Genomic DNA, 21,333 nt, shown 5'->3' with positions numbered 1-21,333 from the left:
TCATGCACCCTTTCTCCCGCCGCAGCCTCCTGAAGACCGGTGCGGCCTTCGCCGCCACCTTCGCCGCACCATCCCTGGTGCGCGCCGCCCCGAAAGAGATCGTGATTGGCGGCCCCGCCGGTGCCGCCAAATATTTCAACGCCGACCTGTTTCCGGTGCTGGAGAAGAAGCTCGACTGCAAGGTGCTCTATGAGGGCACCAACTCGCTGACCAATCTGCAGAAGATGCAGGCCGACAAAGCGAGCCCGAAAATCTCGGTCGTGATCATGGACGACCCGGTGATGCTGCCGGCCGCGGCCGAAGGGCTGATCACCAAAATGTCGTCGTCGGCGATTCCCAATCTCGGCAAACTGGTCGACGACGCCGTGCACCAGGACGGCCTATGGGCCAACTACCAGAAGCCGTGGGTCGGCATCGCCTATTCGACCAAGCGCATGAAGACGCCTCCGGTCAGCTGGGCCGAACTGTGGGATGCGAAATACGACTCCAAGATCATCGTGCCGTCGCTGTCCAACACCGAAGGCTTCTGGACGCTGCTCGCCGCCGCGCATCTCGAGACCGGCAAGCCCTACAAGGAGGCGCAATACGAGATCGACGCCGGCTTCAAGAGGATCAAGAGCCTGAAGGCCAATCTGCTGAACGTCTATACCAACGCGCCGCAGGCCATCAATCTCCTGGAGCAGGGCGAGGCGTGGATGATCGGCGGCCAGTTCTCGGCCTACACATTGATCCGCAAGGCCGATGGCTCGCCGGTCGATCTCGCCATCCCCAAGGATGGCGGCTTCTCGATGCCGTCGGGCATCGCCAAGGTCGCAGGCGGCCCGGCCGGCGATCTCGCCGACGCTGTGATCGATTTCTATCTCAGCCCGGAGGCGCAGAGCATTCTCGCCAAGACGGCCTTCATCGCGCCGACCAGCAAGGCGACGCCGCTGCCGGCCGGCTATCCGGATCCGGCCTCGCTGTTCGCGCCCGATTGGGCCTTCATCGCCAAGAACCGCGCCGGCTGGGTCGATCGCTGGAGCAAGGAAATGACATGAGCGAGCCTGCGCCGCATCTCGTCATCAGCGCAGTCTCCAAGCGCTTCGGCGCGGCCACCGTGCTCGATCGCGTCGATCTCACGATCCGGCGCGGCGAGCTGGTCACCTTGCTCGGCCCATCCGGCTGCGGCAAGACCACCTTGCTGCGCGCCATCGTCGGCCTCTCGCCGCCGGACAGTGGCACGATCGCGCTTGCCGGGCGCGATGTCACTCATGTGCCGCCGCACCGGCGCAATGTCGGCGTCGTGTTCCAGAGCTACGCGCTGTTTCCGCATCTCACCGTCGCCGGCAACGTTGCCTTCGGCCTGAAGGTGCGCGGCGCCCCGAAAGCCGAGATCGATCGCGCGGTGCAGCGGGCGCTGGCGCTGGTCAAGCTCGGTCATCTCGGCAGCCGCCGCATTTCGGCATTGTCGGGCGGCCAGCAGCAGCGCGTCGCGCTGGCGCGCGCGATCGCGGTCGAGCCCGACGTGCTGCTGTTCGACGAGGCGCTGTCGGCGCTCGATCGCAAGCTGCGCGAAGAGATGCAGATCGAGCTGCGCAGGCTGCTGCAGGACGTCAAGGCAACCGCGATCTTCGTCACCCATGATCAGGACGAGGCGCTGACCATGTCGGACCGCGTCGCGGTCATGAACAAGGGCCGCATCGAGCAGCTCGCTGCGCCGCGCGAGCTGTACGCGCGCCCCGCCAGCCTGTTCGCGCTCAATTTCGTCGGGCTGTCCACGCGCATCGCAGGGCAGGTGGTTGGCGGGCAGGACGGCATGGTCGATGTCGTGACCCCGGTCGGCCGTCTCTCGGCGCGCGGTGTCTTTCAGCTCGGCGCCTCGGTGATCGTCGCGACGCGGCCGGAACAGTTGCGTCTCGGTGCGGACCATGGCGCGAACGCCGCGAGCGGCCGCGTGCGCTCGGTGGTGTTCCAGGGCTCGCGGACCCTGATCGATGTCGACGCCGGCGCAGGCGCGAGCCTGCTCGCCGAGCTGTCGGGACGCGAGGCCGAGGTGCCGCGCGTTCATGACGAGGTCCGCTTCGCCTGGCCGGCCGCCGAGACCTTCGCCTTTGCCGCCGAGGCGTCGCCATGACCGACGCCGTGCTCTCAGCCCCGATCGTGACGCCTGCGCCCGATCGCGAACGGCTCGCCGCGGTCGGCTTCGTCGCGCCGTCGGTGCTGATCATCGCGCTGGTGTTCGTCGTGCCACTGACGCTGCTGCTCGGCGTCAGCGTGTTCGACCCCAAGGGCGGCGTCACCTCGGCGCACTACGTCCGGCTGCTCGGCACGCCCTATTATCTCGGCGTCATCTGGAATTCGCTGCGGCTCGGGTTGCTGACGACCCTGATCGCCTTCCTCATCTCCTATCCCGCCGCCTTCGCGCTGGCCCGCGCACGCGGGCCGTTGCGTTCGATCCTGCTCGCGACCTTGTTCCTGCCGCTCGCGGCCTCTGTCATCGTCAAGGCCTTCGCCTGGACCATCCTGCTACGCAGCGATGGTCTCATCAACACGGTGCTGATCGCGGCGGGGATCATCGAGGATCCGATCCGAATGATCTTCACCCAGACCGCGCTGATCGTCGGCGCCGTCAACATCTTCCTGCCGTTCATGGTGCTGCCGATCTACGCAGTCGTCGCGCAAATCGATGGTCGCTATGCGGAAGCCGCGGCGACGCTCGGCGCCTCGCCGCTCGTCGTGTTCTTTCGCGTCATCCTGCCGCTGACCTTGCCCGGCATCGTCGCTGGCGTGGCGCTGGTGTTCTCGCTGTCGGTGTCGGCTTATGTCGTGCCGACGCTGCTGATCGGCGAGAAATACCCGACGCTCGCCACGACCATTGCCAAGGCCTACCTGCTGGCGCGCGAGCCCGGCTTTGGCGCCGCTGCCGGCGTCGTGCTACTGGCGATCGCCATCATCGTCGTCGCATTCAGCGCGATGCTGTCGCGGGAGCCGAAATGATGACGCGCTTCGCCATCATCCTCTGCTGGGTGCTCGCGATCGGGCTCGCGCTGTTCCTGTTGCTGCCGCTGGTCGTGATCGCGGCGGCAAGCTTCTCGCCGACGCCGGTGTTCGACCTGCCGCTGTCGGGCGCATCGCTGCGCTGGTATGGCCGCATCGGACGGCTCGACGGCTTCTGGCCGTCGCTGTCGCTTTCGCTGCAGATCGCCGTGCTGTCGACCGCGCTGTCGCTGGTTGCCGGCACGCTCGCCGCCATCGCGATTGCGCGCGGCCGGCTGCCGGGCGCGACCGCGCTCGGCACGCTACTGGTGTCGCCGCTGATGATGCCCGGCCTCGTGCTCGGTATCGCGCTTCTGCAATATTTCCGCATGATCGGCTTCACCGCGACCTGGAGCGCGCTGCTGGTGGCGCATCTGGTGGTGACGCTGCCTTACGTCGCGCGCACCATGATCGCCGGTCTCTCTCGCTTCGACTTCACCCTGATCGAGGCGGCGCGCACGCTCGGCTGCACCTATGCCGGCAGCGTTCTGCGCGTGATGGTGCCGGCGCTGGCGCCGTCCTTCCTGATCTCAGGCCTGTTCAGCCTGCTGGCGTCGTTCGACAATTACCCGGTCTCGATCTTCCTCACCGATGTGCGCTCCAAGACGCTGCCGATCCGCATGCTGCAATATATCGAGGAGGCGCCCGATCCGACACTCGCCGCGCTCTCCACCCTCATTCTCGCCGGCACCTTGGTGCTGCTGCTGATCAGCGATCGCCTCGTTGGCCTGCACCGCATGGCCGGAACCGCGGATTGACACGATGAATTCACAGCCTGTCTTCCGTCGCGATCTGCTCGGCTATGCCGGCCGTCCACCGCATCCGCGCTGGCCCGGCGATGCGCGCGTCGCCGTGTCGCTGGTCGTGAATTTCGAGGAGGGATCGGAATTTTCCGTCGCTGATGGCGATGCGACCAACGAGGCGATCTATGAGGTCGTGCACCGGCTCGACGGTCCCGACCCCTGCATCGACAGCCATTTCGAATATGGCACGCGCGCCGCGTGGTGGCGCATCATGGACCTGTTCGACAGTCATGGTGTCAAGGTCACCGTCAGCGCCTGCGGCCGCGCGGTGGAGCGCTCACCGGAGCTGGCGCGCGATGCGGTCGCGCGCGGCCATGAGATCGCGGCGCATGGCTGGCGCTGGCAGAGCCATGCCGGCATGGGCGAAACCGAGGAACGGCGCGTGATCGCGCGCACGGTGGAGACCATCCAGCGCGTCATCGGCAAGCCGCCGCTCGGCTGGCACACGCGCTCGGCGGCTTCGCCGAACACGCGCCGGCTGCTGGTCGAGCAGGGCGGCTTTCTCTACGACAGCGACACCTATAATGACGACCTGCCGTATTACCTCGATGTCGCCGGCCAGCCGCATCTGGTGCTGCCCTACGCCTTCGACAGCAACGACATGCAGTTTTTCAACGGCTCGCGTTTCCGCGGCGGCGACTTCGCCGACTACGTCATCGACGCCTTCGACTGGCTCGCGCGCGAGGGCGCGACGGCGCCGAAGATGCTGTCGATCGGGCTGCATCTGCGCATGATCGGCCGCCCCGGCCGCATCGGCGCGCTGGACCGCATCCTGGCCCACGTCACCGGCAGCGGCGCCGCCTGGATCGCGCCCCGCGCTGACATCGCGCGGCACTGGCTCACGACGGTGCCGCCGGTCTGAGCCGCGTCAATCGTCCTCATCGAGGTCGTCCGGCGAGAGCGGCAGCTCGATCGTGCCGCCTTCGCCGGTGGCGAGATCGCGCTCATCCTGGGCTTGCTCGTCGTCGGCCTCCTCGAGCGGCCACAATCCGCGGTCATATCCATTGCGTGGCGTCATGGTGTGTCCTCCCGTCCGGGATAAGACTGCACGCGTACAATGGTTCACGCCGGCCGATCCGCGCTGCGACGGTCTGGCGCAGGCGACCTTGGCCCCCTACATCTGCGCCATGGTCGATCCCGCCGCGCTGAAATCCTTTGTTCAGAGCCACAGCCGCATCGTCGTGCTCACCGGCGCCGGCTGCAGCACCAATTCCGGCATTCCCGATTATCGCGACACCGACGGCCAGTGGAAGCGCACGCCGCCCGTGACCTACCAGGCCTTCATGGGGACCGAGGAGACGCGCCGGCGCTACTGGGCGCGCAGCATGGTCGGCTGGCGCCGCTTCGGCCGCGCTTTGCCGAACGGTGCGCATCACGCGCTGGCGCGGCTGGAGGCCCAGGGTCGCAGCTCGCTGCTGGTGACGCAGAATGTCGACCGGCTCCACCAGGCCGCCGGCGCCAGCAACGTCATTGACCTGCATGGCCGGCTCGACCGCGTCCGCTGCATGGGCTGCGGCGCGACCTTGTCGCGCGCGTCATTCCAGGAGGAGCTGGCGTCAGCCAATCCGCGTTGGCTCGATCTCGATGCGGCCGACGCGCCGGACGGCGACGCCGATCTCGACGGCATCGATTTCACGGCGTTCACCGTTCCGGCCTGCCACGTTTGCGGCGGTATCCTCAAGCCGGATGTCGTGTTCTTTGGCGAGACCGTGCCGCGCGAGGTCGTCGCGACGGCGCGCGATCACGTCGATCAGGCGGACGCGATGCTCGTCGTCGGCACATCCCTGATGGTCTATTCCGGCTTCCGCTTCGTCCGCGGCGCCGCCGAGCGCGGCCTTCCGATCGCCGCCGTCAATCTCGGCCGCACCCGCGCGGATGATCTCTTGTCGCTCAAGGTGGAAGCGCCCTGCGACGAGGCGCTGGCGTTTCTGCTGGAGGAATAAGGCAGGACTTAATCACCGGATGGGCCGTGAGTTGCGAGCATCTCGCCGCTTGCTCAGTGCACCTCGCCCCGCTTGCGGGGGCCGCAAGCGGGGCGAGGGAGCGTACCGTTTTCACCGCTCGAGCTCGGCTCACACGACCTCACCGCGACTGCGGCCGTTCGCGGTTCTCGATGCGGTCCTTGTTGTTGACCTGCTCGTCTTCCGGCTTCACCACGTCCACCGTTTTGCCGGACTGATTGCCGGGATTGTAGTGATACTGCCCTTCCTGCTTCTCGCCGGGCTGCTTCTGGTTCGGATTGACGTTGTCGGCCATCGGGTGCTCCTCGGGACATGCCTGTTGTCCTGACGACAACCGTCCGGCACGGGACGGGTTCCGCGGCCCCGTGCCGCAGGCGCGCGCATCTTGCATGCGGTTGCCGTCTCACCGCTCTGTGCGCGCCGTCACTTAAACCGCGCGCCGTTATCGTCATGATCCCCGCATCGGCTGCACGGGGCAGCCCCACGCAACAAGGGACATGGTCATGACCACCAGCATTCGCCTTCTCGCCGCCGCCATCGTCGCCACCACCGGCCTGCTCGCGTCCGCACCGACCTCGCCGGCTGAGGCAGGCTGGGAATGGCTCGGCAACAAGGATTACATCCGGTGCCTGCAGCTGTTCTACACTGGCGACTTCCTGATGCCGGCGAACGCCACCCCGGCGCAGCGTGCGGCGAAGCATGAAGCCGGCCGCCGCTACTGCAATCGGCAGTATTACGGCCACGATTGAGCATGGCGGCCCAGGCGCAAGGCCGGAGCGAACCTGGCCCCGGCTGTTGCGCGGCGCCTCACGCTCCCGTCACGCGCCAGATGCAATTGCCGACATCGTCGGCGACCAGCAGCGATCCGTCCGGGCCGAGCGACACGCCGACCGGCCGGCCATAGGAGAAGCTTTCGTCGGGGGCGAGGAAGCCGGAGAGAATGTCGCGCGCCGGTCCGCACGGCTTGCCGTTCTCGAACGGGATGAACACGACCTTGTAGCCGGACAGCTTGCTGCGGTTCCACGAGCCGTGCTGGCCGATCACCATGCCCTGAGGAAAGCCGGGCAGGGTGCCCGCCGGCAGCCAGCACAGGCCGAGCGAGGCGGTGTGGCCGCCGAGCGCGTAGTCCGGCGTCAGCGCGGTCGCGACCAGAGCCGGATCCTGCGGCACGCGGTCGTCGACCGTCTTGCCCCAATAGCAATACGGCCAGCCATAGAAGCCGCCCTCGCGCACGGAGGTCAGGTAGTCCGGCGGCGTCTCGTCGCCGAGCCCGTCGCGCTCATTGACGACGGTCCATAGCACGCGCGTGGTCGGCTCGAACGCCAGCCCCACCGCGTTGCGCAGGCCACCGGCGAAGATGCGCGACTGTCCGCTCGCGATGTCCAGCTCATAGATGCAGGCACGGCCGTTCTCAACCTCAAAACCCTGCTCGGCGATGTTGCTGAGCGAGCCGACGCCGGCATAGAGCTTGCCGCCATCGGGGCTGACCAGCAGGCTGCGCGTCCAATGGCCGCCCGGCTTGAACGTGGTGAGGCGCTTGCCCTGCGCGGTGATGCGCTCGGCGCCTGCGACATAGGGAAAGGCGACAATGCCGTCGGTGTTGCCGACATAGAAGGTGTCGCCGACCAGCGCCATGCCGAATGGCTGGCTCAGATTCTCCATGAAGGCATTGCGGCGTTCGGCGGTGCCGTCGCCATCGGCATCGACCAGCCTTGTGATGCGGTTGGCGCTGACGCCGAGCGCGGCGGCGCGGCGCATCGTCGCCTGCATCGCATAGCCGAACATGTTGCGCACCGGGCCCGGAATCTGGGTGGCCTCCGCGATCAGCACGGACTTGTCCGGCATCACATAGATCCAGCGCGGATGGTCGAGCCCGGTGGCGAACGCATTGACCTTCAGCCCCGGCGCCGCCACCGGCCGCTCGCCGTCGCGCCAGCCGCGCGCAGTCGGCATCTTCAAGGTCGGCAGCAGGCCCTGCGGCTTCGCGACCGGAATCTGCGGCTGCGTCCCCCAGGCCGGTTGCGGCGTCTCCCCCTGTAGCTTGCGCCATTGCAGCGCCGCATTGCCAACCAGCGCGACACCGCGCGCGACGATCGAGGAGAGGGTTGTCATGGGAGTCCTGTGGGGATGGGGCAGGCGGAAGGATGTCGGCCGCTTGATAGTCCATCTCGACGACGAATGCGACCGCGGTACGGTTGTTCCGTTGCGTCAGATCGCGCGGGCCACATCCGTCCTTGCGAAATCGTCACCGACGAACAGCAGCCGGCAATCATGCGCCGTCGCGACCTCATAGGCGAAGCAGTCCCCGAAATTGAGACCGGCCGGATGCATGCCCTTGCCCCAGCGCGCATAGGCGCTGGCGACGCGCCGCGCGGCAGCTTCGGTGAGGGTTACGATTTGGAGGCCGAGCACATCGATCAGGCGCTCCATCTCCGTGGCGACGTTGCGCCTGGCCGCGACGATCAGCGCTTCCGCCATGGTTCCCGCCGATAGGATGATGTCGGCTTCGTCCTGCAGCGCCGTCATGCAGGCGCCGGCCTCCGGCTCGTCGAGCAGGATCGCCATCAGCGCCGACGTATCGACCGCGATCATGACGGCAGCCCGTCCTCGCCGTAGAGAAAGTCCTGGCTGCGCGCGGCCGTCGGGCCGACGGTGGCTTTCGCTGCGCCGGCAGCCCGAAGCTGCTCCAGCAGCGCGCGGCGCGCGGCGCGGTCCAGCACCGGCTTAACCGGCACCAGCCGAACGGCGTCCTGGCCATGCCGGGTCAGCACCACCTCCTCGCCGGCCTCGGCGCGACGCACCAACTCGGTCAATTGCCCCTTCGCGTCGGTCACGGAGACTTTCATGCGGCAGTCCTGCGCTGAACGAGATCGGCTCGTAATCTAGACCATCAAATGGTCCATTTCAATCGGGGTGGATCACCAGCTCCGCCCCAGCGTGCCGCGCAACCCTTTGAAGACCATCCGTAACGGTCGCCTCCACTGAACTCGATCGCACCGCCGATGCCGATGTCATGACGCCCCCGAGCGGCCGCGGCTCGCCCGCGTGATCCGCATGGGCTGCGGAACCGAAGGTGTCGATTCAAGGCGACGCCTCGGTCCACGGGTTGACGAGCATCACGCCCGTCGTGGCAAAATCGGCGCTGTTGCGGGTGACCACCGTCAGCCCGTGCACCAGCGCCGTCGCGGCGATCAGCGCATCGCGCTCCGGTCGGGGATCGGGCACGTGCAGGCGCGCGCACGCCTGCGCCACGGCGGTGTCGACCGCGAGAATGCGGCCGTCGAAAGCGGTCAGGATCTGCTGGTCGATCCAGGCGCGCAGCGCCGCGCCCTGGGCGGCGTCCCTGCGTGCGACGCGCTGCGCGCCGAGCTCGATCTCGAGGATCGAGATCGCCGAGAGGAAGATACTCACGGCCGGTCGCGCCGCCGCCCAGGCGACGACGTTGCGGTCCGCCCTGTCCCGCCGCCTGAGCTCGGAGACGACGTTGGTGTCGAGCAGGAACATCAGTCGAGGTCGGCCGGCCGGCTGATCGGCCCGTCGATGCGCGGCGGCTCGAAGTCGAAATCCGCCTCCGGCTGCACCAGCGCATCGGCGAGGCTCAGGCTGCCGCCGGAGAGGCGCAGATAGTCCTCGATGGTCAGCAGCACATGCGCCGGCCGCCCGCGGTCGGTGATGAACACCGGCCCTTTGGCCGCCTCCTTTTTGGCGCGGCTGGTGTCCTGGTTGAACTCGCGGCTGGTCAGCGTGGTCATGGCCAGGGCTCCAGGTCAGTGGCGTCGCCCAGAGTGTATGTAGAAATGTTGCTACATTCAAGTGGGGGCGAGCTTGATGGGCAAAGCTGCAGCTGCTCCCATTGTCCACCGACGGCGTCGCCTTCGAGGCCAAACTGTGGGCTGCGGTGGATGCGGAGGCTGCTCAAGGGCGAGATCAAGCTGCGCTCGCGCCGCAACGTCGTGCAGGCGCGCGCGTTCTCCGAGATGCTGGAGCAGTCGCCGCGGCGCTATCAGAACCGCGCCATCGAGACCGCCAAGATCATCGAGGAGCTGATCCAGCTCGCCGGGGACATGTGGCACGCGGCGCAGCGCGGCGAGCGGCTTGGGTTGAGCGACGACGAGGTGGCATTCTACGATGCGATGGAGACCAACGACGGCGCCGTGAAGGTGCTCGGCGACGATGCGCTGCGCACGATCGCGCGCGAGCTGGTCAATGCTGTCCGCGCCAAAGTGACCATCGACTGGACCATGCGCGACAATGTCCGCGCCCATCTGCGCGTGCTGGTCAAGCGCATCCTGCGCAAATACGGCTATTCGCCTGACCTGCAGGAAAAGGCGACTCAGACGGTGCTCGAACAGGCCGAGATGTTGTCGCGCGAGTGGGCGGCGTGATGGCAGCGTCGGATGCGGAGCTTGCCCCCTTTCCATGAGGACGATCCTCATCGTCAATGTGCAGCACCGGTCTCGGTGCCAAACCCTCATGGTGAGGAGCGTCGCCCTTGCGACGCGTCTCGAACCATGAGGCCGCGATCCGGGCCTCGCCCTTCGAGACGCCCGCCGAGGGGCGGGCTCCTCAGGGTGAGGTTGTGAATGTCGTGCAAGGCGACAGGGATCAGATCGAGGCGAACACTCTCACCACGGCTCGGCGAAAATTCGCCTTGCTATTTTTCCGAAATCGTGATCTGATCCGAGCATCCCGTCCTCATGCAGAGGGGCGTGCGCGTCGTCACGATACGTAGAGGCGGGGAGCGGTGGCCGCGGGCCTGTCAGGTGCTGATGCGCTGGACGATTGGCAGCTCGCGGACGGTCAAGCCGTGTGGTCCTGGCGCCCCGATGCTGGCGCTAAACCGCGATGACATGACGTGTCGTCAGGTGACGGGGGCAAACAAGCCCGGTCCCCGGGGAGAGCGCGGAGCAGCCGTTAAACCCATCGCGCAGGGAGGGCCGGATCTGTCCGGCTGAACCTGTGGTACCTGCCGCCTGCATTCTTTTCCGCAGGCGGGCCACGGGCCTCAGTCGAGGTCCGGCCTTCCCTGCGCCCTCGGCATTTCGAGGGGGGTCATTGAGAGCAATCTCGGGTGCGGTCGCGCTGCGGGAGGCTTTGCTGCGTGCGTGGGGACTCATGATGGTTGAGAGCGATGACCCATCGCATGGAAGCGGTCACCAACGAGCTCTCGCCCTGCGGGCAGCATGCTCCCTCGCCCCGAGCCAGCCGCGCAGCAGCGTGCAACGCCCGCAGCCGTGGCGCCGTCATTGAATTGCGCTACACTGGCGGCAAACAGGGGCGGCGTTGCGCGAGTCGCGCGGGGCCAAGCTCAGGGGAGGTGGGTGACGGCATGACGGGAGTGATGGTTCCAGACGCGGCGGCCGCGTGGGCGCTGCGCGTTGCGGCCGCAGATGTGTCGCCGATCCGCAGTGCCGCCGTGGCGCTATGCGTCGCCGCCGACGGAGCCCGCCGATGACGTCGCTCGACATGTCCGCCTTCACGCCGCACGCCCTTCGTGAGAGCGTGCTGAACGAGGTGCATGCGCGGCCGTTCACGCCGCTGACGCAGCCGGTGCTGGTGATCCGCTTCGCCTTCATGGCGAAAGGCGACAGCGCCGCGACCGACCGCGCCAGCCTCGCGGCATTCTGCGCGCAGCACGGGGCGCCGCCGCCGGAGCCGGGCGTCAAGCATCACCAGGTCGATCTTGGCCCGGTCAGGCTGCGCTTCGAGCAGCATTCGGAATTCGCCACCCTGACCTGGATCTGGAGTCCGCCGGCCGGCGCCGGCCCGCGCCGCTTCGGCGCCATCGCGCCCGAATTGCAGGCGCTGATCACCGCGCTGCCGCAGGCCGGCGAGCTCCTGGTCGCGGTCAAGCTCGAGGTCGAGAACGCGGCCGATCCGGTGGCGCGTGCGGAGGAGATCTTCAACAAGACCAGTCTCGCCATCGTGACGATCAAGGGCAGCGCCGGCGCGGTCGCCTCCGACTTCCGCCTCGACGAGGACGGCTTCACCCGGGTCCTGGTCTGCGCCGACGGCCCGACGCAGGAGCGGCTCGGAGCGCTGGTGCAGCGCGCGCTGGAGCTCGAGACCTACCGCACGCTGGCGCTGCTCGGCCTGCCGGCGGCGCTGGAATTGGCGCCTCAGGTCGATCGCATCGAGCGGCGGCTCGGCGAGGTGCTGGAGGAGATGCAGGGCGCCGAGACGCTCAAGCTCAACAATCACCTGCTCACCGAACTCACCGAGCTCGCCGCCTCGCTGGAGCGCGGCGCCACCGGCAGCCTGTTCCGGTTCGGCGCCAGCCGCGCTTATTACGACCTGGTGCAGGCCCGGCTCGCCGTCATCGAGGGCGAGCCGATCGCGCCCTATTCGAGCTGGTCGTCCTTCCTGAGCCGACGCATCGCGCCGGCGATGCGCACCTTGAACGCGCTGGAGGGACGCCAGTCGGAGCTGTCGCGCAAGCTCGCCCGCGCCGCCGACCTGTTGCGCACCCGCGTCGATGTCGAGCTGGAGGAGCAGAACCGCGACCTCCTGCGCTCGATGAACGAGCGCACCAAGCTGCAGCTGCGCCTGCAGAGCACGGTCGAGGGATTGTCGGTCGCCGCGATCGGCTATTACGTCGTCAGCCTGTTCGGCTATCTCGCCAAGGGCGCGCACGACATCGGCCTGCCGGTCGAGCCGACCTTCGCCACCGCCGCCTTCGTGCCGGTCGCCATCGCGCTGATCTGGTTCACGACGCACCAGATCCGCAAGCGGCATCTCAAGGAGGATCATGAGGCGGAGAAGACGGCCGGGGAGTGAGGGGCGGGCGCTTGCCAGCGCGCGACAGCGGGGTTAAGCGGCGTGCTGATCAGCGAGAGGCGGTGAGACGATGAGCGGCACGACGATCGATGTTCTGGTTCACGCGGACGGAACGGCCACGCGGCAGCAGGTCACGGTGAACCGCCTCGTCATCGCCGGCTGGACCGGGCGCGATCCGGTGGCGCGCGACAAGCACATTGCCGAGCTGGAAGCGCTCGGCATCCCCCGCCCGGCGACCACGCCGATCTATTACGAGGTCGCGGCCCGCCGGCTCACCACGTCGGACACGATCGAGGTCAGCGGCGCCGACTCGTCCGGCGAGGTCGAATTCGTGCTGGTGAAGGCCGGCGGCCGGCTGCTGGTCGGCGTCGGTTCCGATCACACCGATCGCAAGGTCGAGACCTACAATATCACCGTGTCGAAGCAGATGTGCGACAAGCCGGTCGCGCCCGAACTGTGGCTGGTCGACGATGTCCTGGCGCATTGGGACCAGTTGGTGCTGCGGGCCTATGCGACGATCGGCGGCGAGCGCGTGCTGTATCAGGAGGGCAGGCTGAGCGGGATGCTGGCGCCGGCCGATCTGATCGCGCGCCGCTATGGCGAGGCCGGCCTGCCCGAGGGCACCGCGATGTTCGGCGGCACTTTTGCTGCCATTGGCGGCATCCGCCCGGCCGACCGGTTCGCTTACGAGCTCGTCGATCCCGTGCTGAACCGTACGATCGGGCACTCCTATGCGATCGAGCAGCGCGTGATCGCGGGCTAGCGCGGAGGAACGAGCAGCGGAGGAACGAGAGAGGATGCGCGATTGGCTGGCACCGCTCGGGATGTCGTTCGCGCGCTGTGTGAGGCGTCCCACAGTCGGGCGGACGCGCTCGGCGCCATTGTCCATCGCAACGATGGAGATGGAAATGACCTACATATTCGATGCGGCTCTCGCCGCTGCGCTGCTGTTCTTCCTGTTCCTGCCGATCACCGACCGCCGGACGGTGATGATGAAGCTTGGCATGATCGCGGTGCTGGCGGTGTCGTTCTCGCTGTCGCTCGGCATCTCCCGCAACGCCGAGCGGGAGGGCCGCCCGGCGGCGACCTTGGTGAGCAGCAATCAGGTATCGCCGGCCGCTCCGGCCCATTGAACCGATCGCGAGGCCCTGACATTGGCATGGCGCCGCCCATCGTGTAGCACCGGTCGACGCTCCTGCGCAGGAGGACGCTGATGCCTGCTCTCGCTCATGTGCTGCTTGCCGCTCTGAGGGACCACGGCGCCCGCGAGATCTTCGGCATTCCCGGCGATTTCGTTCTGCCTCTGTTCAAGGTCATCGAGGACAGCAGGATCCTGCCAGCCGTCACTCTCAGTCATGAGCCGGCGGTGGGCTTTGCGGCGGATGCCGCGGCCCGTTATCACGGTGGCCTCGGCGTCGCCGTCGTCACCTATGGCGCCGGGGCCTTCAATCTCGTGAACTCGGTCGCGGGCGCCTATGCCGAGCGCTCGCCCGTCGTGGTCATTGCCGGCGCGCCTGGCGCGCGCGAGCGCGTGTCCGGCTTCCTGCTGCATCACCAGGCCCGCACGGTGGATACCCAGCTTGCGGTGTTCAAGGAGATCACCTGCGATCAGGCCGTTCTCAGTGACCCGGCCACCGCGCCGGCGCAGATCGCGCGTGTGCTGCGCAGCGCGAAGGAAATGTCGCTGCCGGTCTATCTCGAATTCCCGCGCGACATGGTCGATGTCGAAGCCGAGCCGGTGGTGCCGCTGCCGCCGCGGCGGGCCGATCAGGACGCGCTCGGCGAGTGCGTCGAGGAGATCCTCGGCCGTATCACGCGCGCCGATCGCCCGGTCATCGTGGTGGATGTGGAGATCCGGCGTTATGGAGTCGAGGACAGGATTGCGGCGCTGGCGCGCAAGCTGGGCCTGCCCCTGGTCACGACCTTCATGGGACGCGGCTTGCTCGACCAGGCCGACGATGTCGTCGCCGGCACCTATCTCGGCGCTGCGGGGAATCCGACGATTACCGCGCTGGTCGAGGATGCCGATCTGGTGCTGATGCTCGGCGTGATCCTGTCGGACACGAATTTCGCGCTGTCGAACCGCGCGCCGGACCCGCGCCGCATGATCCTGGCGGCGAGCCGCGAGGTGCAGATTGGGCACCATGTCTATCGTGACATGCCGCTCGGCGATCTCATCGATGCGCTGGACGATCGCGCGACGCCGCGCGCGGCGCCGGCCGATCTGGTCCGGCAGCGCTCGGCCTATCCGCGCGGTCTGGTCGCCGATGGCAATCCCATCGCGCCGTCGGACATCGCGACCGCCATCAACGACATGTTCGATCGCCATGACCGGATGCCGATGACCGCCGATATCGGCGACTGCCTGTTCACGGCGATGGAGATCGACAACACGGCGCTGGCTGCGCCCGGCTACTACGCCGGGATGGGGTTTGGCGTGCCGGCCGGCATCGGCGTCGCGGCGACCGGGCTGCGGCCTTTGATTCTCGTCGGCGATGGAGCGTTTCAGATGACCGGCTGGGAGCTCGGCAATTGCCGGCGCTACGGTCTCGATCCGATCGTGGTGCTGTTCAACAATTGCAGCTGGGAGATGCTGCGGGTGTTCCAGCCGGAATCGCGCTTCAACGATCTCGACGACTGGCACTACGCCGATATTGCCAAGTCCATCGGCGGTGTCGGCGAACGCGTCACCACGCGGGCCGAGCTCGTTGCCGCGCTCGAGCGCGCCGTGGAACGGCGCGGGCAGTTCTCGCTGGTCGAAGTGATGCTCCCCCGTGGCAAGACATCGGACACGCTGGCGCGCTTCGTTGCCGGGTTCAAGTCGGCGCGTGAGCGGATGGCCAGGCGATGAGCAAGCCGATCGGCGGACCGATGTCCGCCTCAGCCCGTCGTCGAGCGCAATGCGGTCTTGATCGCATCGCGGCCTTTCCAGGCCAGGTAAGTGAGGCGTCCGCTGAGGGAACGGTGGCCGCGCAGGCGGTTGGAGCCGAGCACGTGCCCGACCTCGTCCGGGAACCGTTTGATCTCGGCCTGGACCATCCGGTCAGTGCTGATCATGATCGCCCCCAGCCGTGCGCCCCAGTCGGACTCCTCGATGCGGTCGATGCGCACCTGGATCGCGTATTCGATCTCGTAGATGCTGGTCAGGATCTCCTTGGCCGTGACCACGCGGTTGTTCTTCAAGGCCATTCGCAGCGCAAGCCGCTTGTCCTCCAGCTGATCGAGCACCATCGGAATGGTCATGGCATAGGGCGCCGCAACGACGTCGGCGACGTTTTTCGTTCGTGCGGCCTTCGTCGCCAGCCGCATCACCTGCCAGGGCTCCTTCAGCCGCTTGGCCACCAGCGTCAGGGCGAATGGCACCGCTTCCGGCTCCTTCTTGCGAAGGCCATCGAGCAGCAACGCCATCTTCTTGACCTGCGGGTCGTCGAACTCGGCGATCCGATCCGGCAGTGAGTCGGCGAACTTTGCGAGCTCGTCGCGGGCGCGCAGCGCTTTCATCAGCTTGACGACATCGTCGAAGACCGACGGCGACGCCGTATAGGCCTTGAGCTTGCTGCGAACCTGCTCGATGCCGTCAGCGCGCGCGAGCGTGCCCTCCAGCGACTTCGTCACCTTGGTCTGGAAGGCACTCGCGACCTGGCGAATCTCCCGCTGCTTGTCCGCCGCGATCAGGTCCCGCATCTGTGCATTATAGTCGCGCGCCATGGTCGGCAGCAGATCGCGCGAGATCCATTCCCAGATCGGCGTCAGCGAGCCGCGGGCGATGCGGCCTTCATTGGCATGCTCCGGTGAGCCGTCGATCAGGAGCTGCTCCACCGGCATGAAAAAGTAGCGCGAGGGATTGGCCGTCCGATGGCCGCCGACGCCATCCTTGCGAATCTCGGCCCGCAGGCGTGCCTGGATATCCGCCGATCCGGGCATGTCGACACCGCTCAGCTCGAGCCGCTCCAGCTCGCTGAGAAGACAGCTCCGCGTCAACGGCGACAACCGCTGCAGAAATTCCCAGATCCGGTCGACCGGTCCCATGCGTCTGGCTGTCAGCTGAATGTCCGAACCCGCTCGCCTCTATGGGCGAGAACGGGAATATCGAACCACGAAACAGTTGGTGCTCGATTAATTCCGGTAAACAAAGCCGCCAAACCATGGCCTGTTCGCTCGGAATGGCCGGTCGGTCCCGCCGTCTCAGAGTCATATCGCCCTCCGAGGGTTAACTTCCAGCTGTGCAGCTCATGAGGGAAATTTCTCGACGTTTGCGGGAGTTCCGCGGAAAATCCCGTATTGTTACGGGTTCCAATATTAACCATGTTAAAGTTGCCGAGTCGTCAAGATGAGGCATGGCACAGCTGAGACACAGACTTCCCGACGATCGCGGCGTCGCCCTGTCGAGCGAGCCGAAAGTTAACGACTGCGGCTTGGCGCCCCCTCGCGCCGAGGCGCTGGGTGCACTCGTCCCGGCACAGGCCGAGCCGTCCGACGGACTTGTCGCCTTGACCGGCCAGCTCAACGGCTCGCTCACGGCGCTGATGCTCTACATGGGTGAGATCAAGCAGCGGAGCGATGACATCGCCAGGACGCCCAGCGACCGACGCCACGTCCAGATGATCGTCGACAACGCGCTGATGCAGACAGAGCGGATTTGCACGCTGGTCAGCCAAATGGCTGGTGCGCAGCCGCAATACGGCTCGGCGCCGCGAAGCCCGCCGGGCCAGGATTCCGTCGTTATCGGGACGGCTACGACGCCAAGACACCCAGGCCGGACCAACAAGTCGCTAACCCCTCGCGAGCGCGAGGTGCTCGAATTGATCAGCGCAGGACACTCGAACAAGGAGGGCGCGCTGCGCATGGGGATCAGCCCGCGTACTTTCGAAAGCCATCGCGCCGAGGCGATGCGCAAGCTGGGTGCACGCAACACCGCCGAGCTGGTTCGCGCGGCCTTACTCAATCAGATCGGATGATTCCACCTGGCTGCGGGTTGTCTTGCGGACTAAGCCGCAGCCAAACGAGTAGAATCGACCGCGATGATGGTTGGGTATCGATCGCGGATCGCGGTTGCTGCTGTGTCGGGAGATGCGGCGGCCCTGCGATCGTATCGATCAGGCGCTTGGCGAGCCGCTCGAGATCCGGGCTGCTCGTCTATCAGAAATAATCCTCGGCGAAAGGACGAACGCGGGACGCTGGGCGCAATGGAGCCTGTGCCTTGGCGGGCGTCGGCACGAGCGTAATCGTCCAGCGTGGCGGAACGCTGGCTTCCTTTTCCATCACGGAGCGGACGTGGCCCGTGATCGTGGCTCCGCCGGATTTCACTGTCGCGGTCCGGCCGTTGAACTGCGCGATTCGGAAACGCCTGACTTCCTTCTGGTCGGCGGTTTCAAATGTAAACATGGGACACATCTCCTATGTATCCGCCAGTCTCGCAGCTCATGATTAGTTGATTGTGAAAATCGTGAGCCGTAGAAGTACGGCGTCAACTCATTGTAAGGAATTGCCGGTATCGCGATCGGCGAATCTCTCCGATCTGCATCAGCCGTTCTCTTGTCGGTCGCTGTTTGCGCCAACTCGTCCCGCGGTTCCAAGATTGTTGCCGGATGAGTGCGCGTCCCTGGCTGCGGGCCCGCGCTCCCTCAGTATTGCAGCTCCTGTGCTCGAGCTGCTTCATAGGCGGCATCGATGTTGTCGAGCAGCTCGGAATATTCCCTCGGCGATAGGCGGGGTGCGCTCTTCTCCAGCGCGAGTGCATAGGTCGCGAGCCGCCGATAGCCGAACGTTCCGGCTGCGCTCTTCAGAGAATGCGCCTCACGGCCGATCTTGATGCGCTCGCTATCGAGAGACAGTTTCCGGAACAGCTTCAAGCGCGCATCGGTTTCGCTGAAGAAGACATTGCGAATCTCTTGCGCGGCGTCGTCGCCGATTTCGCCCACCAGCTCCGCGAAGGCTTCCCGGTCGAGCGCCGGTTCCGCGGGGATCTCTGCCTCGGCCGAAAACTCCGCCGGCATGTCGTCCTGTTCCGCCGGGGCGAGCGGCGGTGCGTCCGAGGCGATCGTCTCGATTGCCATGGTGCGGGCCGGCAGCACGCGCAAAATGGCTTCGACAAGCGCTTTCTTGCGGGCCGGCTTGACCACGAAATCGTTCATTCCCGCTTCGCGACAGGCGCGGATGTCTTCCATGAAGGCATTCGCGGTGAACGCGATGATCGGCACGTTCGAGCGGCGCTCGCCGCGCGCGCGGATGGTTCGTGTTGCCTGGAAGCCGTCCATCTCCGGCATCCGCACATCCATCAGGATCAAGTCATAGTTGAAGCGGCTCGCTGCCGTGACCGCTTCGGCGCCGTCGCAGGCGGTGTCGGTCTGGATGTCGAAATCCTTGAGCATCTTGGTGGCGACGAGCCGGTTGGTCGGGTTGTCGTCGACGACCAGAACGCGCAATGGCCGGCCATAGGCGGCGATGCGGCTCTGCAGGGCTGCATAGATGCTGTCGTCATTCTGCTCGGGCACCGCGACGGCTTCGGCGATAGGTAACGTCAGGCGGAACGAGAAGGTCGAGCCGCGTCCCAGCGTCGAGGTCACGTCAATTTCGCCGCCCATCTGTTCGGTGAGCCGCCTGCAAATGGCGAGTCCCAGTCCTGATCCGCCGAAACGACGGCTGATCGAGTTGTCGGCCTGAACGAAGTTCGCGAACAGCGAGCCGATCTTGTCGGCTGGGATACCGATTCCAGTATCGGTGACCGTCCATTCGACCGTGGCCTTCACATCGTCCTTGGCGAGGCAACGGGTCGTGATCACGACCTCGCCGGCGGCCGTGAACTTTACCGCATTGGATACGAGATTCAGCAGGATCTGACGAATGCGTCCTGCATCTCCGACCAGCGCCGGCGGCACTGCGGGGTCATTCACGCTTCTCAGCTTGAGATCCTTGGCCGAGGCGCGTGGGCCGATGATGCTCAGCGTGTTGTGAACCAGCGCCTCGGCGGAGAATGCGATGTCCTCCAGCGACAGCTGCCCCGATTCGAGCTTCGAGAAATCGAGGATGTCATTGAGGATCTCGAGCAGATTATCGCCCGCATTATGGATCGCAACCACTGAGCGGCGTTGTTCGGGGTCGAGGTTGGTCTCGAGCAGCGTGGTGGCGAGTCCGAGCACCGCGTTCATCGGCGTGCGGATCTCGTGGCTCATCATTGCGACAAAGGTCGATTTCGCCGCATTTGCGGCCTCAGCCGCCTCGATCAGGTGTTCATGCCGTTCCCACAAGCGGGAGATCAGGACGGCCGCTGCGAGGACCGCGGTGGCACTCACCAGGGACATGATGACCAGCAGCGTTGCCATCGCGCGCCAGGCTTTCAGGACGTGCTGCTCCGGCACCGATACGACGATCATGGCGGGATAGCTGGGCAGCATCTTCGCCGCGCGCAGGCGCATCTCGCCGGTCCGGCCCGAGAGCTCACGCAGCACACCGCCGGCGGCCAGCGCGCGCTGGCCGAAGCCGGAGGTCGACTTTCCGATCTCGCTGGTCGGCGGGAAGTGGGCAAGCAGGATGCCATCTTCGCGGATCAGGGAAACTGAGGCATCGAGGCCCAGCGCGGTCGAGCCGAAGAAGTTTTCGAGATGGGGGACCGACATGGCGCCGAGCAGCAGCCCCATGAACTCGCCCTTGCCGTCGTCCAGCCGTCGCGCAAAGTAGATGTTCCAGGTGCCGTCGCCACGGTTCTGCACGGGCGTGCTGACGTAGCTGCGCAGCGCCGAGTCGCCCTTCAGCGCCTTGAAGTAATCGCGGTCGGAAATGTTGACGTCAGGTATGGGCCAGTAGCGCGAGAAATTGAGCAGCCGGCCCTGCGCGTCGATCAGCGTCACCGCATCGATCTGCGGAAGTCCCGCGATCTTTTCCTTGAGCAGCAGATGGGTCTGGTAGTCCGCGGCGACTTTGCCGTAGGTCGCTGCGTCGATGGCGCCGCCGCGCACCAGATAGTCCCTCACGCTCGACAGCACGAGATCCACCGACTTCACCGAGCGGTCGGCGTTTTCGGCGAGCGTCAGGCTGTGCCGGCTGAGATCCTCCTCTGCGTGCAACAGCGCGTTCTCGCGCAGGTTGGTGAGAAAGAACAGATTGCTGCCGGCGATGATGCAGATGAGGATGAGCGCGATTGCTGCCGGCGCACCCAGAACGCGTTTCTTCTTGTCCATCATCCTCTACCAGCCTGCCGTCGGACCAGCTTCTGGCGATCGGTCTCGCTCGCGATCTGCTTGAGGGTCTGCCGGAGAAGAGGCAGATTGATCGGCTTCGAAAATGGTGGGCAGACGTTCAGCTCAAGAAAATTGCCGATGCTTACCGAGGCGTCGAGTCTGTCGTTCTCGGAGGCGCTGATGATGAGAATCGGGCCGCGATATTTGAGCTCGGCGAGGCGTTGGAGCACTTCCGTGCCGGATCGCTCGCCGAGCGACAGATCCAGCGTGACGCAATCGAAGCGCCTCGTTCGAAGGATGGCGGAGGCTGCGTCGACCGAACTTACGCCCGTCGTGTTGAAGCCGGCCTGGGTCGCAATCTTTCTGAGGATGGAGAGATGCACGTCGGCATCTTCGATCACGAGGAGCTCGTTGCGCATGAATCTTTTGTCCCCTTGCCACCCCGAGCGCGGTTCTCGGCAACAGGAACTGGTCTAGCGTCCGGCTCTGACCCCCTCGTAAATTTTGGCTTCCGTACAACTACGGGGCGATCGCCCGGCAGGAGGCGTGCGTCGCGTGAGACCCGCGCGCCACGATCCAGAGCGCGCGGCGAAGACGAGC

24 protein-coding genes are annotated in these 21,333 nt (G+C 66.2%); 13 read left to right on the top strand and 11 right to left on the bottom strand.

The features are described 5' to 3' along the window. The first annotated feature begins 2 nt into the window (after positions 1–2). The 5 genes from ACVIJ6_RS09330 to ACVIJ6_RS09310 are packed head-to-tail and all read left to right on the top strand — an operon-like array spanning position 3 to position 4,680. Positions 3–1,037, top strand: a complete 1,035-nt coding sequence (locus ACVIJ6_RS09330) for an extracellular solute-binding protein (protein ID WP_456772481.1) — start codon at positions 3–5, stop codon at positions 1,035–1,037. After that, complete coding sequence (locus ACVIJ6_RS09325) at positions 1,034–2,113, top strand: ABC transporter ATP-binding protein (RefSeq protein ID WP_456772480.1); 1,080 nt, start codon at positions 1,034–1,036, stop codon at positions 2,111–2,113. The genes ACVIJ6_RS09330 and ACVIJ6_RS09325 overlap by 4 nt, the downstream gene beginning before the upstream one ends. Continuing rightward, on the top strand, positions 2,110–2,976 hold the full coding sequence (locus tag ACVIJ6_RS09320; RefSeq protein ID WP_456772479.1) for an ABC transporter permease: 867 nt from the start codon (positions 2,110–2,112) through the stop codon (positions 2,974–2,976). The genes ACVIJ6_RS09325 and ACVIJ6_RS09320 overlap by 4 nt, the downstream gene beginning before the upstream one ends. Continuing rightward, positions 2,976–3,773 carry an ABC transporter permease gene (locus tag ACVIJ6_RS09315; RefSeq protein WP_456772478.1) on the top strand — a complete coding sequence of 266 codons (798 nt, stop codon included), beginning with the start codon at positions 2,976–2,978 and terminating at the stop codon, positions 3,771–3,773. Before ACVIJ6_RS09320 ends, ACVIJ6_RS09315 begins: the two co-directional genes overlap by 1 nt. A 4-nt stretch (positions 3,774–3,777) precedes the next feature. Further along, positions 3,778–4,680 carry a polysaccharide deacetylase family protein gene (locus ACVIJ6_RS09310; protein ID WP_456772477.1) on the top strand — a complete coding sequence of 301 codons (903 nt, stop codon included), beginning with the start codon at positions 3,778–3,780 and terminating at the stop codon, positions 4,678–4,680. A gap of 6 nt (positions 4,681–4,686) precedes the next feature. On the opposite strand, the gene ACVIJ6_RS09305 is transcribed toward ACVIJ6_RS09310, so the two are convergent. After that, positions 4,687–4,836 carry a hypothetical protein gene (locus ACVIJ6_RS09305; protein ID WP_456772476.1) on the bottom strand — a complete coding sequence of 50 codons (150 nt, stop codon included), beginning with the start codon at positions 4,834–4,836 and terminating at the stop codon, positions 4,687–4,689. 109 nt (positions 4,837–4,945) lie between these two features. Here ACVIJ6_RS09305 and ACVIJ6_RS09300 point away from each other — a divergent pair, with 109 nt between their 5' ends. Then, positions 4,946–5,761, top strand: coding sequence for an NAD-dependent protein deacetylase (locus ACVIJ6_RS09300; protein WP_456776940.1), 816 nt, complete (start codon positions 4,946–4,948; stop codon positions 5,759–5,761). A gap of 139 nt (positions 5,762–5,900) precedes the next feature. Here the strand turns inward: ACVIJ6_RS09300 and ACVIJ6_RS09295 are convergent, their stop codons facing one another. Next, positions 5,901–6,074 (bottom strand): hypothetical protein, encoded by a 174-nt coding sequence (locus ACVIJ6_RS09295; RefSeq protein WP_015663615.1) that lies wholly within the window; start codon positions 6,072–6,074, stop codon positions 5,901–5,903. Positions 6,075–6,282: 208 nt separating this feature from the next. On the opposite strand from ACVIJ6_RS09295, the gene ACVIJ6_RS09290 reads away from it, so the two are divergent. Next, complete coding sequence (locus ACVIJ6_RS09290) at positions 6,283–6,528, top strand: hypothetical protein (protein ID WP_456772475.1); 246 nt, start codon at positions 6,283–6,285, stop codon at positions 6,526–6,528. 58 nt (positions 6,529–6,586) lie between these two features. Here ACVIJ6_RS09290 and ACVIJ6_RS09285 read toward each other — a convergent pair whose 3' ends face one another. From ACVIJ6_RS09285 to ACVIJ6_RS09265, 5 genes are all read right to left on the bottom strand, one after another. Then, positions 6,587–7,891 (bottom strand): PQQ-dependent sugar dehydrogenase, encoded by a 1,305-nt coding sequence (locus ACVIJ6_RS09285; protein WP_456772474.1) that lies wholly within the window; start codon positions 7,889–7,891, stop codon positions 6,587–6,589. 96 nt (positions 7,892–7,987) lie between these two features. After that, positions 7,988–8,371, bottom strand: coding sequence for a type II toxin-antitoxin system VapC family toxin (locus ACVIJ6_RS09280; protein ID WP_456772473.1), 384 nt, complete (start codon positions 8,369–8,371; stop codon positions 7,988–7,990). Then, a complete protein-coding gene (locus tag ACVIJ6_RS09275) occupies positions 8,368–8,625 on the bottom strand; it encodes a type II toxin-antitoxin system Phd/YefM family antitoxin (RefSeq protein WP_456772472.1) in 258 nt (85 codons plus the stop codon). Before ACVIJ6_RS09275 ends, ACVIJ6_RS09280 begins: the two co-directional genes overlap by 4 nt. 235 nt (positions 8,626–8,860) lie before the next feature. Then, on the bottom strand, positions 8,861–9,283 hold the full coding sequence (locus ACVIJ6_RS09270) for a PIN domain-containing protein (protein WP_456772471.1): 423 nt from the start codon (positions 9,281–9,283) through the stop codon (positions 8,861–8,863). Then, a complete protein-coding gene (locus ACVIJ6_RS09265; protein ID WP_456772470.1) occupies positions 9,283–9,531 on the bottom strand; it encodes a type II toxin-antitoxin system Phd/YefM family antitoxin in 249 nt (82 codons plus the stop codon). Before ACVIJ6_RS09265 ends, ACVIJ6_RS09270 begins: the two co-directional genes overlap by 1 nt. Here ACVIJ6_RS09265 and ACVIJ6_RS09260 point away from each other — a divergent pair. The 5 genes from ACVIJ6_RS09260 (at position 9,427) to ipdC (ending at position 15,407) form a co-directional block, all read left to right on the top strand. Next, on the top strand, positions 9,427–10,164 hold the full coding sequence (locus ACVIJ6_RS09260; protein WP_456772469.1) for a DUF3387 domain-containing protein: 738 nt from the start codon (positions 9,427–9,429) through the stop codon (positions 10,162–10,164). The two genes, ACVIJ6_RS09265 and ACVIJ6_RS09260, sit on opposite strands and share 105 nt — an antisense overlap. Before the next feature lie 1,066 nt (positions 10,165–11,230). Beyond that, positions 11,231–12,556 carry a DUF3422 domain-containing protein gene (locus ACVIJ6_RS09255; protein WP_456772468.1) on the top strand — a complete coding sequence of 442 codons (1,326 nt, stop codon included), beginning with the start codon at positions 11,231–11,233 and terminating at the stop codon, positions 12,554–12,556. A 70-nt stretch (positions 12,557–12,626) separates the two neighbouring features. After that, positions 12,627–13,319 (top strand): DUF2848 domain-containing protein, encoded by a 693-nt coding sequence (locus ACVIJ6_RS09250; RefSeq protein WP_456772467.1) that lies wholly within the window; start codon positions 12,627–12,629, stop codon positions 13,317–13,319. Positions 13,320–13,464: 145 nt separating this feature from the next. Then, entirely contained in the window at positions 13,465–13,689 is a 225-nt protein-coding gene (locus tag ACVIJ6_RS09245; RefSeq protein WP_456772466.1) for a hypothetical protein, read from the top strand. Between the two features lie 80 nt (positions 13,690–13,769). Next, complete coding sequence (ipdC, locus tag ACVIJ6_RS09240; protein ID WP_456772465.1) at positions 13,770–15,407, top strand: indolepyruvate/phenylpyruvate decarboxylase; 1,638 nt, start codon at positions 13,770–13,772, stop codon at positions 15,405–15,407. 29 nt (positions 15,408–15,436) lie between these two features. On the opposite strand, the gene ACVIJ6_RS09235 is transcribed toward ipdC, so the two are convergent. Then, positions 15,437–16,585 carry a hypothetical protein gene (locus ACVIJ6_RS09235; RefSeq protein WP_456772464.1) on the bottom strand — a complete coding sequence of 383 codons (1,149 nt, stop codon included), beginning with the start codon at positions 16,583–16,585 and terminating at the stop codon, positions 15,437–15,439. A gap of 308 nt (positions 16,586–16,893) precedes the next feature. Between ACVIJ6_RS09235 and ACVIJ6_RS09230 the strand changes: the two genes are divergently transcribed. Next, entirely contained in the window at positions 16,894–17,514 is a 621-nt protein-coding gene (locus ACVIJ6_RS09230; RefSeq protein ID WP_456772463.1) for a response regulator transcription factor, read from the top strand. A 181-nt stretch (positions 17,515–17,695) separates the two neighbouring features. On the opposite strand, the gene ACVIJ6_RS09225 is transcribed toward ACVIJ6_RS09230, so the two are convergent. From ACVIJ6_RS09225 to ACVIJ6_RS09215, 3 genes are all read right to left on the bottom strand, one after another. Further along, a complete protein-coding gene (locus ACVIJ6_RS09225; protein WP_456772462.1) occupies positions 17,696–17,941 on the bottom strand; it encodes a hypothetical protein in 246 nt (81 codons plus the stop codon). A gap of 239 nt (positions 17,942–18,180) precedes the next feature. Next, on the bottom strand, positions 18,181–20,733 hold the full coding sequence (locus ACVIJ6_RS09220; protein ID WP_456772461.1) for an ATP-binding protein: 2,553 nt from the start codon (positions 20,731–20,733) through the stop codon (positions 18,181–18,183). Continuing rightward, on the bottom strand, positions 20,733–21,152 hold the full coding sequence (locus ACVIJ6_RS09215; protein ID WP_456772460.1) for a response regulator: 420 nt from the start codon (positions 21,150–21,152) through the stop codon (positions 20,733–20,735). The genes ACVIJ6_RS09220 and ACVIJ6_RS09215 overlap by 1 nt, the downstream gene beginning before the upstream one ends. Between the last annotated feature and the right edge of the window lie 181 nt (positions 21,153–21,333).

This window comes from Bradyrhizobium sp. USDA 4369 (assembly GCF_054056435.1).
This window is presented reverse-complemented; position numbering and strand designations above follow the sequence as displayed.

Coding starts and splice junctions, on each gene's coding strand:
- ACVIJ6_RS09330 (WP_456772481.1), top strand. CDS start 3: ATGCACCCTTTCTCCCGCCGCAGCCTCCTGAAGACCGGTGCGGCCTTC.
- ACVIJ6_RS09325 (WP_456772480.1), top strand. CDS start 1,034: ATGAGCGAGCCTGCGCCGCATCTCGTCATCAGCGCAGTCTCCAAGCGC.
- ACVIJ6_RS09320 (WP_456772479.1), top strand. CDS start 2,110: ATGACCGACGCCGTGCTCTCAGCCCCGATCGTGACGCCTGCGCCCGAT.
- ACVIJ6_RS09315 (WP_456772478.1), top strand. CDS start 2,976: ATGACGCGCTTCGCCATCATCCTCTGCTGGGTGCTCGCGATCGGGCTC.
- ACVIJ6_RS09310 (WP_456772477.1), top strand. CDS start 3,778: ATGAATTCACAGCCTGTCTTCCGTCGCGATCTGCTCGGCTATGCCGGC.
- ACVIJ6_RS09305 (WP_456772476.1), bottom strand. CDS start 4,836: ATGACGCCACGCAATGGATATGACCGCGGATTGTGGCCGCTCGAGGAG.
- ACVIJ6_RS09300 (WP_456776940.1), top strand. CDS start 4,946: ATGGTCGATCCCGCCGCGCTGAAATCCTTTGTTCAGAGCCACAGCCGC.
- ACVIJ6_RS09295 (WP_015663615.1), bottom strand. CDS start 6,074: ATGGCCGACAACGTCAATCCGAACCAGAAGCAGCCCGGCGAGAAGCAG.
- ACVIJ6_RS09290 (WP_456772475.1), top strand. CDS start 6,283: ATGACCACCAGCATTCGCCTTCTCGCCGCCGCCATCGTCGCCACCACC.
- ACVIJ6_RS09285 (WP_456772474.1), bottom strand. CDS start 7,891: ATGACAACCCTCTCCTCGATCGTCGCGCGCGGTGTCGCGCTGGTTGGC.
- ACVIJ6_RS09280 (WP_456772473.1), bottom strand. CDS start 8,371: ATGATCGCGGTCGATACGTCGGCGCTGATGGCGATCCTGCTCGACGAG.
- ACVIJ6_RS09275 (WP_456772472.1), bottom strand. CDS start 8,625: ATGAAAGTCTCCGTGACCGACGCGAAGGGGCAATTGACCGAGTTGGTG.
- ACVIJ6_RS09270 (WP_456772471.1), bottom strand. CDS start 9,283: ATGTTCCTGCTCGACACCAACGTCGTCTCCGAGCTCAGGCGGCGGGAC.
- ACVIJ6_RS09260 (WP_456772469.1), top strand. CDS start 9,427: ATGCGCCGGCCGCCCGCGGTCGGTGATGAACACCGGCCCTTTGGCCGC.
- ACVIJ6_RS09265 (WP_456772470.1), bottom strand. CDS start 9,531: ATGACCACGCTGACCAGCCGCGAGTTCAACCAGGACACCAGCCGCGCC.
- ACVIJ6_RS09255 (WP_456772468.1), top strand. CDS start 11,231: ATGACGTCGCTCGACATGTCCGCCTTCACGCCGCACGCCCTTCGTGAG.
- ACVIJ6_RS09250 (WP_456772467.1), top strand. CDS start 12,627: ATGAGCGGCACGACGATCGATGTTCTGGTTCACGCGGACGGAACGGCC.
- ACVIJ6_RS09245 (WP_456772466.1), top strand. CDS start 13,465: ATGACCTACATATTCGATGCGGCTCTCGCCGCTGCGCTGCTGTTCTTC.
- ipdC (WP_456772465.1), top strand. CDS start 13,770: ATGCCTGCTCTCGCTCATGTGCTGCTTGCCGCTCTGAGGGACCACGGC.
- ACVIJ6_RS09235 (WP_456772464.1), bottom strand. CDS start 16,585: ATGGGACCGGTCGACCGGATCTGGGAATTTCTGCAGCGGTTGTCGCCG.
- ACVIJ6_RS09230 (WP_456772463.1), top strand. CDS start 16,894: ATGGCACAGCTGAGACACAGACTTCCCGACGATCGCGGCGTCGCCCTG.
- ACVIJ6_RS09225 (WP_456772462.1), bottom strand. CDS start 17,941: ATGTTTACATTTGAAACCGCCGACCAGAAGGAAGTCAGGCGTTTCCGA.
- ACVIJ6_RS09220 (WP_456772461.1), bottom strand. CDS start 20,733: ATGGACAAGAAGAAACGCGTTCTGGGTGCGCCGGCAGCAATCGCGCTC.
- ACVIJ6_RS09215 (WP_456772460.1), bottom strand. CDS start 21,152: ATGCGCAACGAGCTCCTCGTGATCGAAGATGCCGACGTGCATCTCTCC.